Here is a 21,548-nt window from a genome sequence, read left to right on the forward strand (position 1 = left end):
GCAGCCCGGTAGCTCGTCAGGCTCATAACCTGAAGGCCGCAGGTTCAAATCCTGCCCCCGCAACCATTCAAAACCCCCGCCAAAACAGCGGGGGTCTTTCTTTGAGACCGCGACCCAGAAGGCGATGCCGCCTAAAACACCCCAACAGAACAAAACAACTGACTGACCAGTCAGTCAACGTTTCCTAAAGTTCCCACATACCACCAATCAACAGGGTACTTCGCACGGAGACACACTAATCTATGAAAAGGTCCGATGAGGCCCCGTTCTCTCAGTCGGCCAATCCAATTCAAGGGAAGGCTTCGTGGAGCGCTTCCATCTATATCGTTTTCATGCTTGTAAACGCATCGTCATTGCCTAAAGTGCGAGTCACTCGCAATGGTGGGCCGCGCGCGTCACCGAGACGATGTTGAAACGGGCCCATGCATCAGACACGGCAGTCAATAATCAGGCAGATACAATGCCCATCGTCTTCGGCCGGAATTGAGCCGGCAGGGACTTGCCGTGCCTAGAAGTCCAGCTAGGCTGAAGATGAAAACCACGCCGGCGAAACCGGCACGGGTCAGCGCCCAAGCTTCGCATTGTTCGGCTTTATCGAAACAAGACCAGCGTAATCAGGACATTGCCGCGCTTTATGGCCAGCACGCACCTCAGCTCATCGCCACGCTGCGCACAATGTTCGGCAGCGGTCCTCCAGATCCGGAGGATGTCGCCCAGCAGGCGTTTGAGAAGATTTTGGCGCGCGACCATTTGAATGACATCAGGAACCTGAACGCATTTCTATGGCGGACCGCGCGCAATATCTGCCTGAAAGGCCGACGCCATGAAGATGTAAGATCGAAATTTGATTTCGAAATCGAGCACCTTTTTTTCCCGCGCCGAGGGGACGATTCCACGGCGGAAGGGGTCTTAAGGTCGAAACAGGAGTTGCAGGCAATCAACGACGCCTTGAGGCAGATGCCGGATAAACGCCGTCGCGCCTTTCTTTTGAACAAGGTGGAGGGCCTGAGCGTGACTGAGGTAGCGGAGCGCCTGAATATCGGCCGCAGTCCGGCGACCCGTCATATTTCCCGCGCCTATCGCGACATCGAATTGCATCTCGCGCGGCAGAACGCAGAGACGGATGACAATGACCGCTAACTCCGAGTTCGAACGGCTTTGCCATCTCGCCCATGATTGGCGCGAGCGGATCGAGGACGACAAGGCTTCCGATGCCGATCGCGCCGCGTTCGAGCGCTGGCTCGACGAAGATATCCGGCACGTGGAGGCGTGGGAGAAAAGCAAGACGCTGATCGCCGCCTATGACCATCTCCAGCCGGACGATATCGACGTTGATCTGCTGCGTCCCTTGCCGGAAGAAGGCCGGAGCGCAGGTATTCGATTTGCCGACGGTTTCCGTCATCAGTCCAAACCTGAAGTCTGGGCGGCAGCGGCGGCGGTGCTTGCCTGTATTGTCATCGTCCCGGTTTACCAGTCGATTTTCAATTCTGAAGATCCGGCGCAGTCCAGCGCCGCCGTGGTCGACGTCCGTTATACGACGGGCATCGCAGAGGCCGACGCTTTAGTTCTATCCGATGGTACCGAAATCACCATCGGGGCGGCAACGGATGTGCGGATTTCGTTTTCAGGCAGCGCGCGATCCGTCGAACTGGCCGCCGGCGCAGCGATTTTCGACGTGGCAAGCGATCCGGCACGTCCGTTTTCCGTTACAGCGGGCGACCTGACCGCCACTGCGCTTGGCACTGAATTTGAGGTGCGCGGAAATGGCGGCGTTTACCGGGTCGCCGTGTCCGAGGGTCGTGTCGACGTCGCCTACCCCCTCCTCCTGAATGGTGCGCCAAGCGGCCTGACAATGCGCCGTAAGCTGGCTGCGGGAGAACAGATCGCCGCCACACGGGCCAAAGGCCTGCGCGCCGTAACGCCCGTTCAGGTCTCAAGAATCGGGGCCTGGCGCAATCACAAGCTTGTTTATGACGGCGCGACCATCGAAGAACTCGTCGCCGACGCCAACCGCTATTTCGATGGCGAGATTGTTCTCGATGAAACCATCAACACTCTCGGTCAAAAGACGATCACGGCGTCGTTCGACGTGCGCGACCGCGATGCCATGCTGGAAACGCTCGCCTACGCCTTTCCCATCCGGATCGACGCTTCCGACCGCGATCGCATTATCCTTAAAAGTGACGACGACGCGCCATAAACTTTTCGGCTCCGCAAGCGAAAAAATTTGTTCTCCTAGGGGGTCACGCCGCTGTCTTCAAGGGTCATCATTTTGTAAATGCGAATGATCGGCGTTCGCATGATGTGGCCTGAGGGGGATCAGACCCGTGCCTTTTATCACGTTAAATCAAAAAACGAGGATTGCTTTTGCGGCTGGGACGGCGTTACTGGCGCTGAGTATCGCGGGGGTGCCGGCCTTCGCACAGGCGAGCGATCCTGAGGCTATGGAACGCTGGATCGACATCCCCGCCGGCCCGCTCGGTCAGTCGGTCCTTGCCCTGTCGGAGGCCTACGGTATTCAGGTTCTGGTGCCTAACGATCTTATCGCGGGCAAGCGCGCGGCGCCGCTCTCGGGCACGTTCAGCGCTTCAGTGGCGCTTGTGAGGCTGTTTGAAGATGCGAACCTGAAAGCCGAACGGCTTCCCAACGGGAATTACGTCGTCAGCGTACGAGCGGCGCAAAAACGATCCGCGCGCGAAGAGGCGCCGGCGGCGGACGTCATCCTGGTCGATACAATCACTGTCACCGGTGAGAAAATCGACCGCACCCTTCAGGAAACGGTCAGCTCTGTCGCTGTTTTCGATGAAGAGACGATCGACACGCAGAATTTTGTCGATCTGTTCGACCTGATCAACCAGACTGCCAACGTCGCGGGTATTGGCGACGATACCGGCTTCAGCATTCGAGGGCTTCGTAATGTGGGTGCGGGGTTTGGCGCGATCACCAGCGATGTGGCGACCGTCTATCTCGATGGTGTTTTTCTGCCGAGCGGTCTGTTCGCGAGCAGTCCGCTGAACCTTTGGGACATTGAGAGCGTCGAGATATTTCGCGGACCGCAATCGACCATTCAGGGGCGCAATGCACTGATCGGCGCAGTTGTGGCGCGCACCGTTGATCCGGGATCGGAGTATTCAGGTAAGGCCCAGTTTCGCTATGGCGAATTCAATTCATTAAGGGGTTCGGCTGCCCTGACCGCGCCGATCCTGCGCGACCAGGTCTCGCTGCGTCTCGCCAGCGATTACACCGAAACGGAAGGGTTCGTGGAAAACCTGAACCTGGATGAAGATGATGCAGCCGGCCGGAAGGCGCTGACGGCGCGCGCCAAGCTGCTCATTACGCCAGACGCCGTGCCTCGCCTCACGGCGCGGCTGAACTTCACCTATTCCGATGTCGATGAGCAGACCGCGTTTATCGCGGAAGGACTTTTTCCCGAGCAGCGCGTGACCTTCCAGGACGAGCGCAATATCGATCAGTCGGAGACTTTCCTCACATCGGCGGAGATCGATTATGCGTTGACGGACAGGTTAAGCGTGACCAGCGTCAGCGCTTTTATCGACACGGACCGCGCGGGGGCTTCTGATCTCGACCGGGGGCCGTCCGTATCTCCATCTAATGCAACATCTATCGGACGTGACAGGATATTCAGCCAGGAGCTTCGCTTTTTCTATGACGGCGACCGGTTGGATTTCATTTTGGGTGGTTATTATTTCAACAGCGACAATACTACCCGGCAGGGGAGCAGCGTGTTCCGCCCGTCCGGCGTACTGGTTCCTGCTCCTGAGATTCTGGCGAGACTGCTTTTGATGACGCCAACGCCAAATCCTGCTCAAGTCGCCCAGGCCAACGCGTTGCGAAACAGGCTTATTGCGGCGGTACCGACGACCGGGGTCGACACGCGCTTTCTCCAGAACAATGACATCGAAAACGTCGCCGTTTTCGGTGAAGCGACTTACGCCGTGACCGACAGATTGACGTTTACCTTTGGCGGACGGTTCGACAGCGAAAACATCGATCAGTCCCCTGCCTTTGCAGTGCAGATCATTCCAACGCCGCCCACGGGCGACCCTGCTGTGGATACGTTAATCGGTCTTCTGGCGACGGGTTTCAGCAGCGAAACCGACCTTCAGGCGACAAACGATTTCAACGCTTTTCTACCTAAAGGCGTTATCACCTATGACTGGACTGACGACCTGTCGACAAGCATCAGCGTACAACGCGCCTATCGGGCGGGCGGACTGTCGTTCAATCAGTTGCGTATCAATGTGGCCGGCGCGCTGCAGGGCGTCGAAACGCAGGAAGAACTGGAAAGGCTCGGTGTCGTTAACAGGTTCGATCCCGAATTCACAATGAACTACGAGTTTTCCCTGCGTTCGCAATGGTTCGACCGCAGGCTGACCGTCAACGCCAATGCGTACTACATCGATTACAATGATCAGCAGGTCGGCGTCGTTCTGAGCTCCAATCCAAGTGATCTGCTCACCGCGAATGTCGGCAATTCGCGATTGTTCGGTTTTGAGCTTGAAACTTTCGCCAGACCTTTCGACGGACTTGACATCTTCGCTAATGTCGGTTTCGCTGACACGAAGTTCCTTGATAACGCTAATATTCTGGACGTTATCGGCCGTGATATCGTCGACACCGGCGATGTTGATCTGAGCAATGATCTTGTAGGCGCCAGATTCGCCAACTCGCCGCGCTGGACCGGAGGTCTCGGCGGGCGCTACACGCATTCCACGGGGCTTTTTGCGAACATGCGTCTTCGTTATACGGGTAGGTCATTCTCGTCGGTCTTTAATGAACCAAGCTCCGTCAATGACCGTTTCGTTATCGCCGATATGATAATCGGCTACACGCAGGACCGTTACGCGATTGAGCTGTTCGGAGATAATCTGTTCAACAATGATTACCTGACGTTCAATCCTCGCGGCGAACTTGAAGATGGTTCGGTCGCCTTCGCCATCGCCGGGCCGCCGCGCGTCCTCGGCGTGCGCGTAACGGCGAACTTCTGACAGCGCCCTGTCCTCGCGCGTCGCAGTCACGGCGCATACTGATGACAGACAGCGCAAAGAGTGCTTCGGTGCGGGCTCTTAGCGGACGGAATGACCGCGTGCGGGACAAACCGGACTTTCGCCCGCAATTGCACCACTGTCGGCTTTGGGGACGGCATTCAACATACGGTCGTTTTCAGTGTGCTTCTGCCAAAGTATGAATGATGACATCAGGTCCCTGGCCGCAATATGTCTAAATGGTCGATCATGCGGCGTTTCTTGTTGCGGTTATTGAACCGAATTGTGTGTTGTCCTGCCAACACACGGTAAACTCGTTTCAGTGTCCAAACTGCCGAAAAAGAACACGCAGCATAATTGCCTATGTCACCGTCGGTGACGATGACATCGCTCGCGCGAAACAGTTTTACTCTGCGTTTCTGCCGTCCCTTGATTGCGAGCTGAAGAGGGTCCTGCGGGTTTCATCTACGCGCTGCCCGAACAACCGGGTCAGTCAGTCGCTCTGCCGGAATTCTACCTTAAATCAACCTTCAATGGACGACACGGACGACGAAAGTACATTATCCGCATGCCAGACTTGGGGACCGCGCAGCAAAGGCTCGTTTGCGGAGTGTGGCGTAACTGCTTTTTTACGCCACCATAATCCTTGTTCAAAACCAAAGCGGTTATCGAAGGTTTTTTCTCTCGCGCGATAGAAGCCATTCGCCGCGTTGCAGAAGATCGGTGAAACGGTCTCTTTCCGGTCATTGCTAAGTCCGCTGCCAATGATCGCCTCAGGCCGAACCCCACACCCGGGCGCTCTCATAGATTGGATTGACCTTTTATGTGGCTGCTTGGAAAAGACCATGCGGCTGTCGACGGTTGCGCTCGCCCGCAATCAGTTAAAGGGCTATCCTCCCTCATCAGCGGCGGGCCCTTTAACTCTGGCACCGGGGATCAAAACGAGGTGCTTTTGTGCGATGAACACAGCACCATGCTCCCCGGTCAGACCACATAAAAACAAACTGACCAGTCAGTCACCGCCCCCCTATAGCCCCCAACACGTTACCAATGGCCATGACACTCTGCATTTGAAGGCATCCTCATCAGGTGACCATTTCAAATTGTGTTTCGAATGCTATTTTTGCAATGTCTCCATTGAGCAGTGTGTGACATAGCCACGCGAAAATTGAGGAAAACAGGATGCGTATCGTCAGGAAAGGGGCACCCGGCTACGATGCCGCCCGGGAAATGAACAATGCGCGCTTCGACCTGAAACCGGATGCCATCTATTACTGCGACAACCAGCACGATGCTGCCGATGTGGTTCGGCGTCTGGGGATGTGTTCTCGGAAAACAGGCATCCGGGTACGCGCCGGTGGCCACCAGCATGAGGGTATGAGTTCCGGCGACGGCGTATCGGTTATCGATATTTCCGAGATCAGCCGCATCAATTTCGAACGTCGAAGCGGCCGGGTCTGGATCGGTGCCGGCGCCGAATTGCAGATCCTGTACGGCGCGACCGATGCCAAGAGGCGGTTGTTCCCCGGCGGCGGCTGTGACGATGTGCATATCGGCGGCCTGGTTCTGGGCGGTGGCTGGGGGTTTTACACGCGTCATCTGGGCCTGTGCTGTGACCGGCTGAAGGCCGTCCGGCTTGTGACGGCCGACGGCCAATCCATAGAGGTTTCAGACAAGATCGACGGTGACCTGATGTGGGCCCTCCGGGGTGGCGGCGGTGGTAATTTCGGCGTCGTCACCGATTTTTTCTACGAGTTGGACCCCTGGCCGGACGGGCTGGAACGGCCGAGCAACTTCACCATCCAATGGAACAGGCGCAGCCTGATTGCCGAGGTCATGGCTGAATGGGCGACGAATTTCCCGGTCAGCGCCGATAACAGGCTGACCAGCCTGTTGCAGATAACCCTGGTGGAGAAAGAGCTGGACGCACCCGAAGAGAGCGATGACGTGCCTCTTCTCCTGGAAGGCACCTATATCGGAACCGCCGAACAGACCGAAGCGGCGCTGGCCGAATTGCTGCCGACCACTTTCGACAAAAGATATCGGCCCAAGACAGCCAGTGGTGCCGGAAGCATCGTGCACACCGGATTTCGCCACAGTCATGCGCGCCGCCAGTACGGCCCGCCCCGGCGCGAGGTCGTTCGCATGGCCGGCCAGCTGGATCGTAACGGTTTGGCGGCGGCGCCGGCGGACGTCCAGTCGACCTGCGCAGGCAATCCTTACCCGCATAAGGTATCGGGTTTCATGCCCAAGACGAACATCGAGAAAAGCCAGTCCGGTTCCGGACAGCCGGTCCACACCCCGGATCCCGCCCTGATCGAAACCGTACACGGGATTTTCAACGAACCGGCGGCCCCCGCTTCGAAGGTGCGGCGCTATCTGTCGCTGCACTCTCTGGGTGGTGAGGTCTTCACCAATGAAACCTATCGCCGGCGCAGCGCGTTTCCCTATCGCGACAAGCCCTTCATCCTCCAACCCGAAGCCTGGTGGGCCGATCCTGACGACACGGCGGCGACCAGGGAGGGGCTTGATTTCATCGCCCGTCTCCGCGAGCGGCTGGCCCCCTACAGCGAGGGAGGCTTCATCAACTTCCCCGACCGCGACCTGACCGGTCCTGATCAGCGGGACCGGAACGCGCTGTTGCGGCCCTACTACGGCGAAGAGAATCTTGAAAAGCTGAAACAAATCAAAGCGCGGATGGACCCCAACAATCTGTTTGACTTTCCGATGGGCATCCCGCCGACCGATTGAATCTGTGTGATCCGCTATGGGCGGACCGCTCCATGTCGGGTGGTCCACCGGATTTTACACTGCCTGATCAAAAGAAAAACTGTCCAATAGGATGTCGGGCATGATGTAAAAAGTTGATTTCAGACACTTTATCTTATTTCCAATTAATAAAAATGATTATATGGTAATTTATAAGAATGGGTTTTGTAAAAATTACTTAAATTGATTTTTTATACCGATCGACTATTCTTTCGATGCAATGTTACGAGTGTGTCACCACGTTCCCATCAAAATCGGGGATCTGCGATGCGCGTTATCAGGAAAGGCGATCCGGACTACGAGCTTGCGCGCGAAATTTCCAATGCGCGTTTCGATCTGAACCCTGACACGATCTATTTCTGCGACAATCACCGAGACATTGCCGACCTGATCTGTAAACTGAGGGCCTCCCCGCCGCGAAGCGGCATCCGAGTGCGTGCCGGCGGCCATCAGCATGTGGGTATGAGCTCCGGCGACGGTGTGGCGGTCATCGATGTTTCGGAAATCAGCCGGATCAATTTCAGGCGCCGCAGCAGTGAGGTTTGGATAGGCGCCGGCACCGAATTGCAGACTCTATATGGCGCGGTGGACGCCAGAAGGCTGCTGTTCCCAGGCGGCGGTTGCAACGATGTCCATCTGGGCGGCCTGATACTGGGTGGCGGCTGGGGGCCCTATACCCGGTATCTGGGCCTTGGCTGTGATCAGCTGAAGGCCGTTCGGATCGTCAAGGCCGACGGCACTTTCGCAGAGGACGTCTCGGACCGGAACGACCCCGACCTGATGTGGGCGATTAGAGGGGGTGGTGGGGGTAATTTCGGTATCGTAACGGACTTCTTCTATGATTTGAAACCATGGCCGGAAGGTTTGCAGAAGCCGAGCATCTTCTCCTTGCGCTGGACCAAAAGAAGCCTGATCGCCGATGTCTTGCAGGAGTGGGCGGCGAATTTTCCGGTCAGCGACGACACGCGCCTGACCAGCTTTTGCCGGCTGACCCTGGTCGCGAAAGAATTGGACACGCCCCGAGACACCGATGATGTGCCGATTTCCATTGGCGGCACCTATATCGGCACGCCCGAAGAGGCCGAAGCGTTGCTGGCCAAACTGCTGCCGACCACCTATGCGAGACGGTATCGGCCGAAAACAGCCGACAGCGACGCGTTTGTAACCATTTTTTACGCCGATTTCAGCCATATCCATCCTGACTACCAGCCGGGCCCGCCCCATAAGGAAGCCGAGCGCGTGGCGAGAGAGCTTGGTTACGACGACCTGCTGGGGGCGCCGCCGGTGGAAGTTCAGTCGACCTGCTCCGGCATGCCCTTTCCGCACAAGGTTTCGGGCTTCGTGCCCAAAACAAGGATCGAGAAAAGCCAATCCGGATCCGGGCAACCGGTCCACCGCCCGGACCCGCACATGATAGAGACCTTGCGGCAGATCTTCACCAAGCAGGCACGCGCCGCCTCAAAGGTGCGGTGCTACCTGTCTCTGCACTCTCTGGGGGGCGAGGTCTTCACCAACGAAACCTACCGCGAGCGCAGTGCCTTCCCTTATCGTGACAGGCCCTTTCTGTTTCAGCCTCAAGCCTGGTGGGCCGATCCCAACGATCCGGAGGCGACGAAAGAAGGGCTCGGTTTCATTGCCCGGCTCCGCAAACACCTCGTGCCCTACACTGAGGGCGGGTTCATCAATTTCCCCGATCTCGATCTGGCCGGGCCCGCGCCCGCGTCTCGAGACGAATTGCTGCTGCCTTATTATGGCGAAACCAACCTGGCGCGCCTAAGGAAGATCAAGGCACGTGTCGATCCTGATAATCTGTTTGATTTTCCCATGGGTATCCTGCCCGCTGATTAGGCATTCGAACACCGGTTTGAGCCGTCCCGGGTGTGCTGTGCCGCCACCGTTCCCGGGGCAAGTCCGCGAAAGCCTGGACCAGCTGCCGCTGATCCTGGAGCAGGCATGGAGTGTCCCCTGCAAGCCATGTTTTCCCGTCATCGACAGAGGCCGTCGTGTCCAGAATGGACAAAGGCTCAGCGCTACCCATCTTGATACGGGCGGTCATCACCACAGCGTCCAAGGCGATGCGAAGGTCGAAGACGTAAGTCGGATGGGTCCCCCCGGCGGGGGATAAGACCTCTGTCAGCGGGGCAGGCCGAAAGTGCCGAGGCACGGGCCGGGACTGCGTGCAGAGCCATTGTACACTCTCTTCAGGTAAACGTTTTTTGGGGGGATCAGGAGAGGGCGGGGTTTTTTCTGCTTACCCGCACCAGGACAAGCCAGATGACAATGGCCACCAGGGGAAAGAAGACAGGGATGTCCTGAAGCAGGGTTCCGCGCACCCAATCGGGCAGCAATTGTTCCTGGCCGAAGAAAAAGGACCCCGAGGCAATGAAAAGGGACATGCACATCCGCCACAAATGCCGCGAGAGTCTGGCGATCTCCGTGATGGAGCGCCGCAGGATCAGGTGGAGGTCTTCCAGTGCCGCGATGACGCCCACAAAGACAAAGATAACAAAGGCATCGGGTGGAGAGCCGTCAACCGTGCCGGACGGATGGTTGGCGCCCTGATACATGAAAAGCGCGCCGGACGCTCCGACCAAGACCGCCACGGCAAGGCCGGCATAGTCCAACGGGCCAATGGAAAGTACCCTCCGGGTCGCTGCCCGCCAACTGGTCAGCAGGAGATACAGGGCGAGTACCCCGGCAACAAAGTTCGGGCGCTGACCCTCTGCGAGAAAGGGGGCGACGGCGGCGCCAACCGTGTAACAGGTCAACATCGACACGAAGAACACCTTGCCCGCCGCGCGGTGGAGCCTGTGCCCCTTCCGCGACAGGATCGCGATCGGTCCCGACATCATCCCGACGGCACCGCCGCCAATATGGAGATAAAGGAGGATATCCGCGCCCAGTCGCACCCAAAGCGCTGCGTCGGGATCCACCTCAAGCGTTGTCGCCGAAGCCGCGCCAAGCCCGGAGAGCAGACAAAATGCGAGTATGACCACGGCAAAACGGCGAAACATCATCAAAATCTCTTTTCTGGACGCCAGGGATCGAGAGAGGTCCGAAAAACAGCAGCGGCATATCGCCATGGCATGATGAAGAAGAAGGGAAGAACGAGGGATACGGCGAACATCATCTCGACGATGTCTGCATCGGCGGTACCCGCCAGCCAGTGGGGCAGCGCCACTGACAGTGTCCATATGAGTTTCCATGCCATTTCGAAAAGCAACAGCGGCAGCATGCGCAGTGGGGCCAACAGGCCGAGCACGGAAAGCCCCGCCAGCGCGCTGAGCATTGAGACCGCGGCACCGTCCATCGGCCGCATTCCCGCCACCGGGCCAAACAGGTCGGGGACCACCTCGATCGACAGGCCCGCGAAGAGCAACAGGTAACAGGCACGCAATAAATAAAGCCGCGTGAGCGAAACTCCGTTCAAGGCTCATACCTCATTTTTATCGAACTTTCGAAAGGTTCACCCCTTGCGATACACCACGCTTTTATTGACCATCCGTCAGATGTCCATGATCCTGGGTCCCTTAAAATCTGACCCGATGTAACAGGAGTGTCTTCGTTGACCCATCCCACGGTGTCCGCCGGCCTTTTGGCGGGGCTGATTGACTATGCGATATCCCGCGGGGCCGAAGCGGATACACTGATCGTCGGTCTCAATATCGCCCCCGACGATCTGCAAGACCCCGACAACCGATTGCCATTCATCCGCTATGTCGACCTGATGCGGCGCGCCCAAAGGTTAACAGGGGACCCTGCGCTCGCACTGCGTTGGGGCGAACATGTCTGCATGTCGGAAGTTTCCATCGTCGGCCTGATCATGAACGCCTCGGCAACGATGGGAGAGGCCTTTCAGCAGCTTCAGCGGTTCGGACGTCTTGCCATTGAGGTTGACGACGGCGCCGATGGCCCGAGTTTCGAACTGTCCCACCAGGATGGGAGGCTGTTCATGGTGCATCACCGTGCACATGCCCATGCCTTTCAGGAGTTGACGGAAAATGCCTTTGCACGATTGGTATGCGGCCCGAGACGTTTTCTGCCGGAACCTCATGTGCTCTCCGTTCATCTCGCCTATCCCGCGCCGTCCTACCAGGATGAATATGAGAGGGTGTTCCAGTGCCCGGTCCATTTTGACATGGCGCAGACCGCGATGGAGCTGCACCCCCAGATTGCCACATGGCGCGTGGCGCAAAACCCGCGCTACGTTTTCGATCTTCTGACAGTCCGGGCGGAAGAACTGATCGAGGAGCTCGATGCCAAGAAAACGGTTCGAGGCCTGCTTGAGAAGGAGCTGCTGCGCGTGATCCACCAGGGTAATGTGGGCGCGGACGCAATGGCCGGCAGACTGACCATGAGCCGGCAAACTCTGTTCCGCAAACTCAAGGAAGAAGGGACCAGCTTTGCCGTGGTGCTTGAGGATTTGCGGCACCGCTTAGCGATCCAGTATCTTAAAGGCAAGAATGCCTCGGTGAACGAAACCGCCTATCTGATCGGATTTTCCGAGCCGGCCGCTTTCTCCCGTGCTTTCAAACGGTGGACAGGCGAAACGCCGAGCGAATTCCGGAAAAATCGCATGGCGGAGTAAGTGTCGAACCCAAGAGCCCGACAAGTGGTTCAAAACCTCCTTCAGGACGAGCGTCCGGCGACGGCGCTTTGGCGGATGTTGAATGCTGTTGGGCTGCGATCGCGGCCTAACCCCATGGAAGGAGTGCGTCGAAGCGGGGGAGCTTGTGCTCAAGTTTCGATTGCGGCCCGTCTGCGCCCGGTTAACATGAGATCCAGTCAGTTTTTTTAAGGGAAGTTTTTATGTCGGAAAAGGACGCGCCTGAACATAACGGTGAGTATGTCGCCCCTTGGGAGCGCGCCTTTGACTGGGTTTTGACCCCGCTTGAAGAATTTATTCACCGGCAGTCGTCCAGCAGCATTCTGCTTGTTTTTGCCACGCTTCTGGCGCTTGTGTGCGCGAATACGGGGCTGGCGGACTATTACCAGCATTTTATCCATACATCCGTCGGTGCGGTTTTTGGCACTTTCAGTATTGAAAAAAGCCTGCATCATTGGGTGAATGACGGTCTGATGGCGGTTTTCTTTTTTGTCGTCGGGCTTGAACTGAAACGTGAATTCCTGATCGGCGAACTTGCCAATCCCAAGGCCGCAGCCCTTCCGATCATTGCGGCGATTGGCGGCATGGTGGTGCCGGCTTTTCTGTATTTGTTTTTGAACGGTGATGGCGACGCGGCCAGAGGCTGGGGTATCCCCATGGCAACCGATATCGCATTTGCCATGGGGGCCTTGGCCCTGCTGGGGCGCCGTATCCCAAGGTCATTGGTCACCTTCCTGCTGGCTTTGGCCATTATTGACGATCTGGGCGCTGTCCTGGTGATCGCCGTTTTTTACACGGACCAGATATCGCTCTCTTCGCTTGGCGTCGCGGCGGTGTTTTTCAGTGTGATGATCGCTTTCAAATATGGCGGCATTCGCGGCCCGTGGCCTTATCTGATCATGGCGGTGCTGCTGTGGTTTGCTCTGTTGAAATCCGGTGTTCATGCGACGCTTGCCGGTATATTGGGGGCGCTTACGGTTCCCGTCAGGCCCAAATACGATGCGCGCCGGTTTTCCGTGTTGGTGCGTGACCTGATGACACGCTTTGAAAGCTCCACACGCAATACCGCCGATCTGCTGCGCAATGTGGAGGCACGGGCAATATTGCAGACCCTGGAGAACGGCGTTCACCGTGTTCAGGCGCCGCTTCAGCGGTTGGAACACGCCTGGCATTTCCCCGTCGCCTATCTGATTTTACCGGTCTTTGCCTTCGTCAATGCCGGTATATCGATCCAGCCGGAAGCCCTGAGCGCGGCGTTTTCTCAAGGGGAAACCCGGGGCGTGGTGATTGGCCTCGTCGCCGGGAAAGTCCTGGGTGTTGCCGGTTTGAGCTTTTTCGTCGTCAGGATGGGCTGGATGCGTTGGCCGCCGGGGGTCACTCTGATGCATGTCATCGGTGTCGGGTTTTTAAGCGGTATCGGTTTTACCATGTCGATCTTTGTGTCCGAGCTTGCCTTCGCCGACACACCGCAGATGCTTGTGAATGCAAAGACGGGTGTATTGGCGGCCTCTATTCTATCCGGAGCCCTGGGTCTGGCTGTGTTGCGACTGTCCACCAGGCCGGTCGAGTAGCTGTAAGGCACGATCGGCACCGTCTCGGACGCGTGCCAACCGGAAAAACGGCGGCGCCTGCCGCCGGCCGGGACAGTCCAGATTCAGGGGTAAGGGGTCAGGGGTCCAGATAGCCTTCAACCGTACGGTTGAAGGTCCCGAGGGCCCCTTCAAACCGGCCGAACAGAACATGACGGTTGGCGCCTGAGGGCGCGCCGGCCTGAATGCCCTCGCCAATGACGAAATCTTCCGCAAGCGTGGTTGATGTAATCACATGGTTCCGGTGCCAGTGCGCCGTTTCATCCGCCTGCGCTCGCGGCGCCAATGTTGCAAGCGTGACACGTGTGGCATCCGCGCTGACAGGCTCCGTCTTGATCCAGACGATATGGTCCTGCATCACCAGAAGCTGGCTGGAGGGAAACAGGGTATACAGAATGTTGGCATGATCCCGAAGGCACCAGTCCTCGCGGTTGGTCTCTGACAGCTTTGACATGCTGGTGCGCGGCAGGACGGACCGCAGATGAGGACCAAAGGACCGGTAGCTTGACAGATTGTCCTCGAAATGCGGGCCGATCGTATGCCGGTGGGCGACCCTGAAATGATACGCCTCGATCCCGCCTTCGATGAGGATTTTCCAGTTTGCCTGACGGACGTTTGTCTCTTGTGCCGCAATCACCATGTCATCAAGCTTCAGGGCCTCCAGGTCCGGCGTCAGCCCGTCCAGAAGAACATCAAGGTCCAAACCGGCGTCCTGCCGGGGCGATACCCAGACAAAGCCAAACCGTTCCGCGCAGGGCAGGCGCGCCAAACCGATGTCCGACTTGTCCAGGCCGGGAAAGCCCTGCGCGAAATGAGGGGCCGCCAGCAGTTCTCCCGAATTGGCATAGGTCCAGGCATGATAGGGGCAGGTGAAGCGATGCTTGCAGCCCTTTTCATCCTGCACCAGCCGGGCGCCGCGATGGCGGCAGACATTGAAAAGGGCATGGGGTTGTCCGTTTTTGTCACGTGTGATGATCGCCGGGGAACCGGCAATATCGCGGCGCACAAAATCGCCCGGCCCGCTGATCTCACTGCTATGGGCGGCTGCCACCGGCAGCGTTCGGAATATCCTCTCCCGCTCGTGTTCAAACCGGACAGGGCTGGTGTAGTGATCCATCGGATTGTGCCGGACATCCTCGTCCAGGAACGCGGTCTTGGCGCTTTTCAGCGCCAGCAGTTCGTCAATCAGATCCAGTTCGGTTTTCCGGTCCATGAGCTTTCCTGTCCTGGCAAGGTGCTTACCGATCGGTAAGGAGGTTGACTTACCAATCGGTAAGTGTCAAGAGCGAACAGGGAGAACCGCACAATCATGGCCATATCGACCCGGGATCAGTTGCTGCTCACCGCCCGGACTCTCTTTGCCGAGCGGGGATTTGAAGGGGTCAGCCTCTCGCAAATCGCCAGTGCGCTTGGCTTTACGAAACAGGCGCTGCTCCACCATTTTTCGACAAAGGAAAAACTGTATGGCGAGGTTCTCGGCCAGATCTCGGATGAATTCGCCGAGCAGCTTCGCTCAGCGCGCGATGCCACGGCTGACCCCAGGGCGCGTTTCAGGCATTCTGTCCACAGCCTTCTGGGGCACACACCCGCCGAGGTCACGCGCACGCGCCTCCTGATGCGGGAACTGCTGGACAATCACCGCCGCGCCGAGACAGCGGAAAAATGGTACCTGAAACCTTTTCTTGAGGATCTCGCCGCGATGCTCAAGGCTGTCCCGGCGTGGAGCGACGCGCCGGATGCATCGGTGCGGGCGCATGTGTATCTCATCCTTGGCGCCTTGAACTATTACGCCATATCCGGCCCGACGCTCAAAAACATCTATGGCGATCAGGGTTTCCGGGCACTGGAACAGGCCTTTCCCGAAAGCCTGTGGACACTTGTCGATGACCTTCTGGAACGCTCTCACCCGCCGAACGGTGAGTTATGACGCTTTCAGGACCGGAACGCCGTGTGTCGATCTGTCGGTTCGGTTCGACGGGCCGGGGTAGTGTTCCCGCCGCACCCGACAAAAGGCATCTCAAACAGTCAGTCCGGAGGGCAGTCGCAAATCCCGACTGACCAGTCAGTCACGGCGCCCCATTTTAGGCGTGCGAATGGGGGCAAGCGGATCGGTTACGGAAACCGTCCCGGGTGTTGACAGTGCAAGTGCAGGGACCGACCTTCTCCAAGGTCACTGCAGATTACGACATTTTCTGAATTATTTCGCCATCTTTGCGCAATATTTGTTCCGACTTCTTTAAACAACCTTCTTGATGTGGTAACTGCGGAAGAAAGAATACAGTCTCTTAGAAAATGAAACTCATGGAAAAGCGGTTGATCGGGCGCAACGAGTCCATAGTTTTTTATTTCTCGGTACCCGCTTTGGCCGGCTTCATGCTCGGCTGGCATCAGGCCGGACTTGGCCAGTTCATGTCTGTGTGGGCCAGCATTGTAAGCTGGATAATACATTTCGAAATATTCTGGTTTGTCGGTTTGTTCGCGCTGGTCATTGCAAGGGTCCTTATCGGCGGCATCACCGGAAATCTGGCCGTTCATTTGATGTTCTCATCCGTTTTGACCGTCTTGATCGTGCGCCCGATTTTCTGGGTAACCTATGAACTGCGACTGAGCTATGTCCTCAACGCGGGCGCCGATCCGGTGGAAACGGTTCGCCCATTCATCTTTTTTGAACCGACACTCGATTTTCTGGCCGCTTTGTCCGACCTTTATCTTCAGGACGTTTTGTTGTGGCCGCTGACAACATATTTTGTCGCGCGGTATGGCTGGTTGCCTTTTTCACTGTTGCGGACCGGCAAGGCCGCGACACCGGAAATGAAACAGGGCCGGCATTCCGATGGCGAGACGTCTTTCGGCAAAGCCAGCCCCCCGGACATTGCCCGGCTTCCTTTCATACTGCGGCTGAAACCGCAACTTGGCACGGACATTATCACGCTGAAGGCCGAAGGGCACTATGTGCGCGTCGTTACGGAAAAAGGCGAAGAGCTGATCTACTACCGGTTTGGGGACGCAATTCTGCAAATGGCCCCATACGGCATCCAGGTTCATCGGTCCTATTGGATTTCCAACAGCCAGCTCAATCACGAAGATACGGTTCTTGCCGGCAGTGAATTGCGCCTGAAAAACGAAATGGTCGTACCGGTGGGGTCCACTTTCATAAGAGGCCTGAAAGAAGCACTTGAAAAAAACACCCGCTAGTCAGGCGCATCTCCTTCCCGGCACCGTTTTCAATATACCCCGTATTCGTCTTTTGAGTCCGATGACAGACACTTTCACGGTTGCACGTGATCATACGGAAAGACAGCGCGCCCGCTTCAAGCCGGGATGCGTGCGTCTTGTGCGGCACGTACCTTTTTCATGAAGCATGAACCTCTTTAGGGAAAAAACGCTGTGAAAGCCGAACGGGATTCCAAATCATCCCCTGGCACCTGACAAAAATTCAAAACAGCTGCCGCCAAGACAGGCATGCCCAAATTTTCCAGGGGGAGGGGAAATGAAACACCGGCCAACAAAGGGGTCCATATCACTCATAGCGGTCACGATCGCATTGTCCGCCACGGCATCTTCGGTCGCCGGCGCACAGTCCTTGGACACGGATGATGACATCAAGTTTGAAGAAATTATCGTGACGGCGAAAAACCGCGAGCAGAACCTGCAGGAAGTCCCGCTTGCCATTACAGTATTCAATAATGAAGCGCTCAAAGCGCGGGGCATTCTTGACGCCCGGGATGTCGCGCAATTTACACCCTCATTCAATTTCTACAGCGGGACGGGTCGGTCCGACCCGACCGCCCTGGCGGTCCGGGGGCTTGCGCCAAATACATCGGATGAGAGATTCCAGGGTCTGACCACATTTGTGGACGGCATTGCCATGTCGGGACAAACCATCGGGATTGACCTGACCCAATTAGAGCGTGTCGAGGTGATAAAAGGCCCGCAAAGCGCAACCTTTGGCCGGGCGACATATAGCGGCGCCATCAACTACATCACACGTGACCCGGAAGTGGATCAGCTTACAGGATACGTCCGGGGCCGGGGGGCCGTTATCGACAGCGATAACTCGGATGCCAGCTACTATATCGGCGGTCGGCTGGATTTCCCGATTGCGCCCGATCTTGCCTGGGGCTCTCTCAACGCGGTTTATCGCAAAGACGGCGCGGTATCCGTCGATCCGGGAGACGGCAGCAAAATCGGCGAGGAAAAAACATTCTCCATCGCCGGGACCCTGCTGATCAAGCCGACGCCGGACTGGAAATTGAAACTGCGCGGCAGCTATTCCGAAGAAGATGACACGCCATCGCTCGTTGACAATCAGCACCCCAGATATTGGTTGGCGGAAGGTGTCGACACCGTCGCCCTGCCGAGAGGCGGTTTCGCTCTTTGGCCGACGGAAGTGCCGGATGCCCGCATCGGGCTGACAGGAGGCAGCCAGGTGGCCGGTGGAACGCCGGCCGAAGCGGGCCGGACCCGCGAGCGGTATTTTGCAAGCCTGATCTCGGAACATGATTTCAACGGTTATAACCTGTCTTATAAGGGCGCCTACTTCAGTCAGAAAAACGCTATAAACACTGACTTCATGTTTCGCTCCACCGTGCCGGGCGCCGACCCGGTTTTCGCGGACGCGGTTGCTGGCGGTGACGTGATTGTCTCTCCGTTTGCGCCATTTTTTACCTCTGCAAGCCAGGAGGAATTTGAAAACACAAGTCATCAGATTCTTCTGCTTTCTCCGGAGGACGGGAGACTGCGCTGGGAAGGTGGGCTGTATTACTTCAAGGAATGGAACAGGAATTTTGACCGCCCGCTGCGCATCACCGACACCAATCCGGAAGCCCAGCTGCGCGGTGACGAAACCATTGAGAATTATGCCGTCTTTGGCGGCGCGTCATTTGATGTAAGCGATGTCTTCACGTTGAGTTTCGAGGGCCGGTATCAATGGGAAACCATCGGTATCGAAGGCTGTTCATTCTGCCGCTTCATAACGCCGAGCGACCTCGAAAACAGCGAATCCGCCTTTCTTCCAAGAATGACTGCCGAATATAAAATTTCGGAGAACCAGCTTCTTTACGCCCTTTATGCCCGTGGGGAGAAAAGCGCCAGGGTCACTGCCAATGCGGTCGATGTGAACGGCGACGGAACGATCCTGGACAATGAAGTCGCTTTCATTGTCGCGCGGCCTGAAGTGCTGGACAACTTCGAGGTCGGCCTGAAAAGTACGTTCCTTGATGGACGGGCGGTCCTGAATATTGCCGGTTACATTGCTAATGTGGATGACCAGCAACTGATTTCACAGGAACCCGTGACCAGACCGGATGGAACGGTGTCCATCATCAACGCGGCCCGCAATGTCGGCGGCTCGGATATCTGGGGGTTTGAGGTCGAAGGCCAGCTCAATGTAACCGACGCGCTTTCGTTCTCGGGCGGGCTTGGCTACGCCAGGCAGGAGTTCACCGGAACCGAACCCATTACCGTCGGGTCGGGCAGTGCGGTATTTTTCGAGGACACGCGCGACGACGGCACCATTGTCCTTGATGGCAGGTCACAGGCAAACGTACCGCGATGGACCGGTAATTTTGCCGCCGTCTATTCGCGGCCCCTTGGAAACACCGGATATGATCTGACAATTCGCGGCGATGCCGTATATCGCGGGTCATTCTACGCCGATTTGGGCAACATTGCGGAGGTGGATGACGCCTGGAGGTTCAACCTGCGGATTGCCGCCGGACGTGAAACCGTCGAGTTTGCATTGTTTGCCCGAAACCTGACCAACGATGCCACGCCAACGGGGGCTTTTCTTGGCGGCGGTGCGTATTTCTGCGCCTTCCGGGAAAACGATACCGACACATTCGGCGCGGGCGCGGCGCAGCGCTGCCTTTTTACGGCGGCCCCGCGCCCGAGGGAAGTGGGCCTGGAAGCCACCCTGAACTTTTAGCAGCGTCACCCGGGCGGCCCGCTCCCGCCGTCCGGGTGACCGCACTTTCCAAAAGGCCGTCGACATAACCCGGCGATCCGGACCGGGCCATTGATAAGGACAGGTGTTGGCAAATCGAACCAGGCATAAGTCTGACATGGCAGCGGGTACCGAGGCAGCGCCTCTGTCCCGGCGCGGCTTCATCGCCGGTGGCTTCGCGGGTCTGACGGTGCTCGCCGCGCCGGGTTTTCGGGGTGCCGCCACGGCGAATGTGTCGGATGTGATGATACTGGGCGCCGGTCTCGCGGGTCTAACTGCCGCCCTGATGCTTGAAGAGGCTGGCTTAAAGGTCGTCGTTCTGGAAGGCGACAACAGGGTCGGGGGCAGGGTCTTCACCTCAAACGAGGACGAGATACCGGGGCACCCCGAGTACGGCGCCAGCGGAATTGGCGGCCATTATGCAGGCGTGCGCCACATGGCCGACCGCTTCGGTGTGCCCTTGGTGCGCGAACGGCCGAGAACGGACCCTCGCAAAGGCGAGTTGATGTACCACGTCAAAGGTACCGGCGTCAGACCGGAAGACTGGGGCGCAAGTCCGGTCAATCCGTTTTCAGACGAAAGGCGCCGTACGATACCGCTGCATTCCTTCCAGTTTCTGGCGGCCGCCGAGGTGGAGAACCCGTTGCCGATCGGTGATCTGGAAGCCTGGCAAAACGGCACTTACGGTGACTATGACATTTCCTGTTATGATTTTCTGAAACGACGAGGGGTTGCCGATCCGGCCATAGAACTCGGGGCCGGCACAAATATGAGCTACGGCACCGTGGCGAGGGATCTCTCCGTGCTGATGGCGATGCAGAGCCGCAATCTGATCCGCAGTCTCTATGACGGTGACGGAACATTTGACCGGATACCGCGTGCGGGGGACGGTGGAAACCAGTGCATCCCCGAAGCAATGGCCGGCGGTCTCAAATCCGATATTTTATTGGGCCGGCATGTGACCGGCATCCGTTCGACACGCGAGGGCGTCGAGGCCCACACCCGGAATGGCCGAGTGTATCGGGCACGGTACTGCATATGCACACTGCCGTTTTCCGCGTTGCGTTTGGTGCGTATCGACCCCTGTCTGGAAGGGCTGCAAGCCGAGGCGGTTCAAAGTCTCGGGTACACGCCGGTCTTTCAGGCGCATTTTGCGCCAATTCGAAAATACTGGGCAATGGATGGATTGCCGCCCAGCATGTGGACCGACAGGTCCCCCGGCCGGTTTATGGCGTTGAAAAACGACCCGTCAAATCCCGATGCGGTAACGAGTTGCATGGCCTTTGTGAACGGTGCCATGGCGCTCTATCTCGACAGGTTGGACCCTGACGACGCTGCGGCACTTATTCTGATCGATCTGGGGCAAATGCGGCCGTCTACGGTCGGCGCTCTCAAGCTTCTCAAAACATTGTCCTGGAACCGCAATCCTTTTGCCGGTGGCGCTTATGCCTACTGGAAACCGGGGCAGATCACCCGCTTTTCAAAACGGATGAGAGCGCCTTGGCACCGTATCCATTTTGCCGGCGAACATACCGCCGTTCTCAATCGCGGCATGGAAGGCGCCATGGAATCCGGAGAGCGCGCCGCCTTCGAGGTGATGGACCGTCTTTGAGCATAGGCCAACAGGAGTGAAG

At 57.6% G+C, this 21,548-nt stretch carries 14 protein-coding genes; 11 read left to right on the forward strand and 3 right to left on the reverse strand.

Annotation, left to right across the window (positions count from 1 at the left end; genetic code table 11):
• The first annotated feature begins 531 nt into the window (after window positions 1-531).
• The 5 genes from BXY39_RS08320 (at window position 532) to BXY39_RS08345 (ending at window position 9,623) form a co-directional block, all read left to right on the forward strand.
• Window positions 532-1,140, forward strand: coding sequence for an RNA polymerase sigma factor (locus BXY39_RS08320; protein ID WP_121938416.1), 609 nt, complete (start codon window positions 532-534; stop codon window positions 1,138-1,140).
• Window positions 1,130-2,200, forward strand: coding sequence for a FecR family protein (locus BXY39_RS08325; RefSeq protein ID WP_170163707.1), 1,071 nt, complete (start codon window positions 1,130-1,132; stop codon window positions 2,198-2,200). The genes BXY39_RS08320 and BXY39_RS08325 overlap by 11 nt, the downstream gene beginning before the upstream one ends.
• Before the next feature lie 127 nt (window positions 2,201-2,327).
• Complete coding sequence (locus tag BXY39_RS08330) at window positions 2,328-5,009, forward strand: TonB-dependent receptor (RefSeq protein ID WP_147453517.1); 2,682 nt, start codon at window positions 2,328-2,330, stop codon at window positions 5,007-5,009.
• Between the two features lie 1,179 nt (window positions 5,010-6,188).
• A complete protein-coding gene (locus BXY39_RS08340) occupies window positions 6,189-7,757 on the forward strand; it encodes an FAD-binding protein (RefSeq protein ID WP_121938419.1) in 1,569 nt (522 codons plus the stop codon).
• A 285-nt stretch (window positions 7,758-8,042) separates the two neighbouring features.
• Window positions 8,043-9,623, forward strand: a complete 1,581-nt coding sequence (locus BXY39_RS08345; protein ID WP_121938420.1) for an FAD-binding oxidoreductase — start codon at window positions 8,043-8,045, stop codon at window positions 9,621-9,623.
• Window positions 9,624-10,000: 377 nt separating this feature from the next.
• Here BXY39_RS08345 and BXY39_RS08350 read toward each other — a convergent pair whose 3' ends face one another.
• Both BXY39_RS08350 and BXY39_RS08355 read right to left on the reverse strand, forming a co-directional pair.
• Complete coding sequence (locus BXY39_RS08350; protein WP_211332148.1) at window positions 10,001-10,792, reverse strand: DUF2306 domain-containing protein; 792 nt, start codon at window positions 10,790-10,792, stop codon at window positions 10,001-10,003.
• Entirely contained in the window at window positions 10,792-11,205 is a 414-nt protein-coding gene (locus tag BXY39_RS08355; RefSeq protein ID WP_147453518.1) for a hypothetical protein, read from the reverse strand. Before BXY39_RS08355 ends, BXY39_RS08350 begins: the two co-directional genes overlap by 1 nt.
• A 135-nt stretch (window positions 11,206-11,340) precedes the next feature.
• Between BXY39_RS08355 and BXY39_RS08360 the strand changes: the two genes are divergently transcribed.
• The gene (locus tag BXY39_RS08360; protein ID WP_121938422.1) at window positions 11,341-12,363 is read left to right on the forward strand and encodes an AraC family transcriptional regulator; all 1,023 of its coding nucleotides are present in this window, start codon (window positions 11,341-11,343) and stop codon (window positions 12,361-12,363) included.
• Window positions 12,364-12,584: 221 nt separating this feature from the next.
• On the forward strand, window positions 12,585-13,952 hold the full coding sequence (gene nhaA / locus BXY39_RS08365; RefSeq protein WP_121938423.1) for a Na+/H+ antiporter NhaA: 1,368 nt from the start codon (window positions 12,585-12,587) through the stop codon (window positions 13,950-13,952).
• Window positions 13,953-14,049: 97 nt separating this feature from the next.
• On the opposite strand, the gene BXY39_RS08370 is transcribed toward nhaA, so the two are convergent.
• Window positions 14,050-15,183: an aromatic ring-hydroxylating oxygenase subunit alpha gene (locus BXY39_RS08370; RefSeq protein ID WP_121938424.1), complete on the reverse strand. Its 1,134-nt coding sequence runs from the start codon at window positions 15,181-15,183 to the stop codon at window positions 14,050-14,052.
• A gap of 96 nt (window positions 15,184-15,279) precedes the next feature.
• Between BXY39_RS08370 and BXY39_RS08375 the strand changes: the two genes are divergently transcribed.
• The 4 genes from BXY39_RS08375 to BXY39_RS08390 all read left to right on the forward strand — a co-directional run bounded on the left by BXY39_RS08375 (window position 15,280) and on the right by BXY39_RS08390 (window position 21,526).
• A complete protein-coding gene (locus BXY39_RS08375) occupies window positions 15,280-15,897 on the forward strand; it encodes a TetR/AcrR family transcriptional regulator (protein ID WP_121938425.1) in 618 nt (205 codons plus the stop codon).
• Window positions 15,898-16,271: 374 nt separating this feature from the next.
• Window positions 16,272-17,165: a LytTR family DNA-binding domain-containing protein gene (locus BXY39_RS08380; protein ID WP_170163708.1), complete on the forward strand. Its 894-nt coding sequence runs from the start codon at window positions 16,272-16,274 to the stop codon at window positions 17,163-17,165.
• 295 nt (window positions 17,166-17,460) lie between these two features.
• Window positions 17,461-19,896 (forward strand): TonB-dependent receptor, encoded by a 2,436-nt coding sequence (locus tag BXY39_RS08385; RefSeq protein WP_121938427.1) that lies wholly within the window; start codon window positions 17,461-17,463, stop codon window positions 19,894-19,896.
• A gap of 136 nt (window positions 19,897-20,032) precedes the next feature.
• Window positions 20,033-21,526: a flavin monoamine oxidase family protein gene (locus BXY39_RS08390; protein WP_121938428.1), complete on the forward strand. Its 1,494-nt coding sequence runs from the start codon at window positions 20,033-20,035 to the stop codon at window positions 21,524-21,526.
• Window positions 21,527-21,548: the final 22 nt, after the last annotated feature.

Source organism: Eilatimonas milleporae, from assembly GCF_003688555.1.
Taxonomy (GTDB): Bacteria; Pseudomonadota; Alphaproteobacteria; order Sphingomonadales; family Kordiimonadaceae; genus Eilatimonas; species Eilatimonas milleporae.

Excerpts from the sequence above, each read along its gene's own strand:
- BXY39_RS08320 (WP_121938416.1), top strand. The coding sequence starts at position 532 with ATGAAAACCACGCCGGCGAAACCGGCACGGGTCAGCGCCCAAGCTTCG.
- BXY39_RS08325 (WP_170163707.1), top strand. The coding sequence starts at position 1,130 with ATGACCGCTAACTCCGAGTTCGAACGGCTTTGCCATCTCGCCCATGAT.
- BXY39_RS08340 (WP_121938419.1), top strand. The coding sequence starts at position 6,189 with ATGCGTATCGTCAGGAAAGGGGCACCCGGCTACGATGCCGCCCGGGAA.
- BXY39_RS08345 (WP_121938420.1), top strand. The coding sequence starts at position 8,043 with ATGCGCGTTATCAGGAAAGGCGATCCGGACTACGAGCTTGCGCGCGAA.
- BXY39_RS08350 (WP_211332148.1), bottom strand. The coding sequence starts at position 10,792 with ATGATGTTTCGCCGTTTTGCCGTGGTCATACTCGCATTTTGTCTGCTC.
- nhaA (WP_121938423.1), top strand. The coding sequence starts at position 12,585 with ATGTCGGAAAAGGACGCGCCTGAACATAACGGTGAGTATGTCGCCCCT.
- BXY39_RS08370 (WP_121938424.1), bottom strand. The coding sequence starts at position 15,183 with ATGGACCGGAAAACCGAACTGGATCTGATTGACGAACTGCTGGCGCTG.
- BXY39_RS08375 (WP_121938425.1), top strand. The coding sequence starts at position 15,280 with ATGGCCATATCGACCCGGGATCAGTTGCTGCTCACCGCCCGGACTCTC.
- BXY39_RS08380 (WP_170163708.1), top strand. The coding sequence starts at position 16,272 with ATGGAAAAGCGGTTGATCGGGCGCAACGAGTCCATAGTTTTTTATTTC.
- BXY39_RS08385 (WP_121938427.1), top strand. The coding sequence starts at position 17,461 with ATGAAACACCGGCCAACAAAGGGGTCCATATCACTCATAGCGGTCACG.
- BXY39_RS08390 (WP_121938428.1), top strand. The coding sequence starts at position 20,033 with ATGGCAGCGGGTACCGAGGCAGCGCCTCTGTCCCGGCGCGGCTTCATC.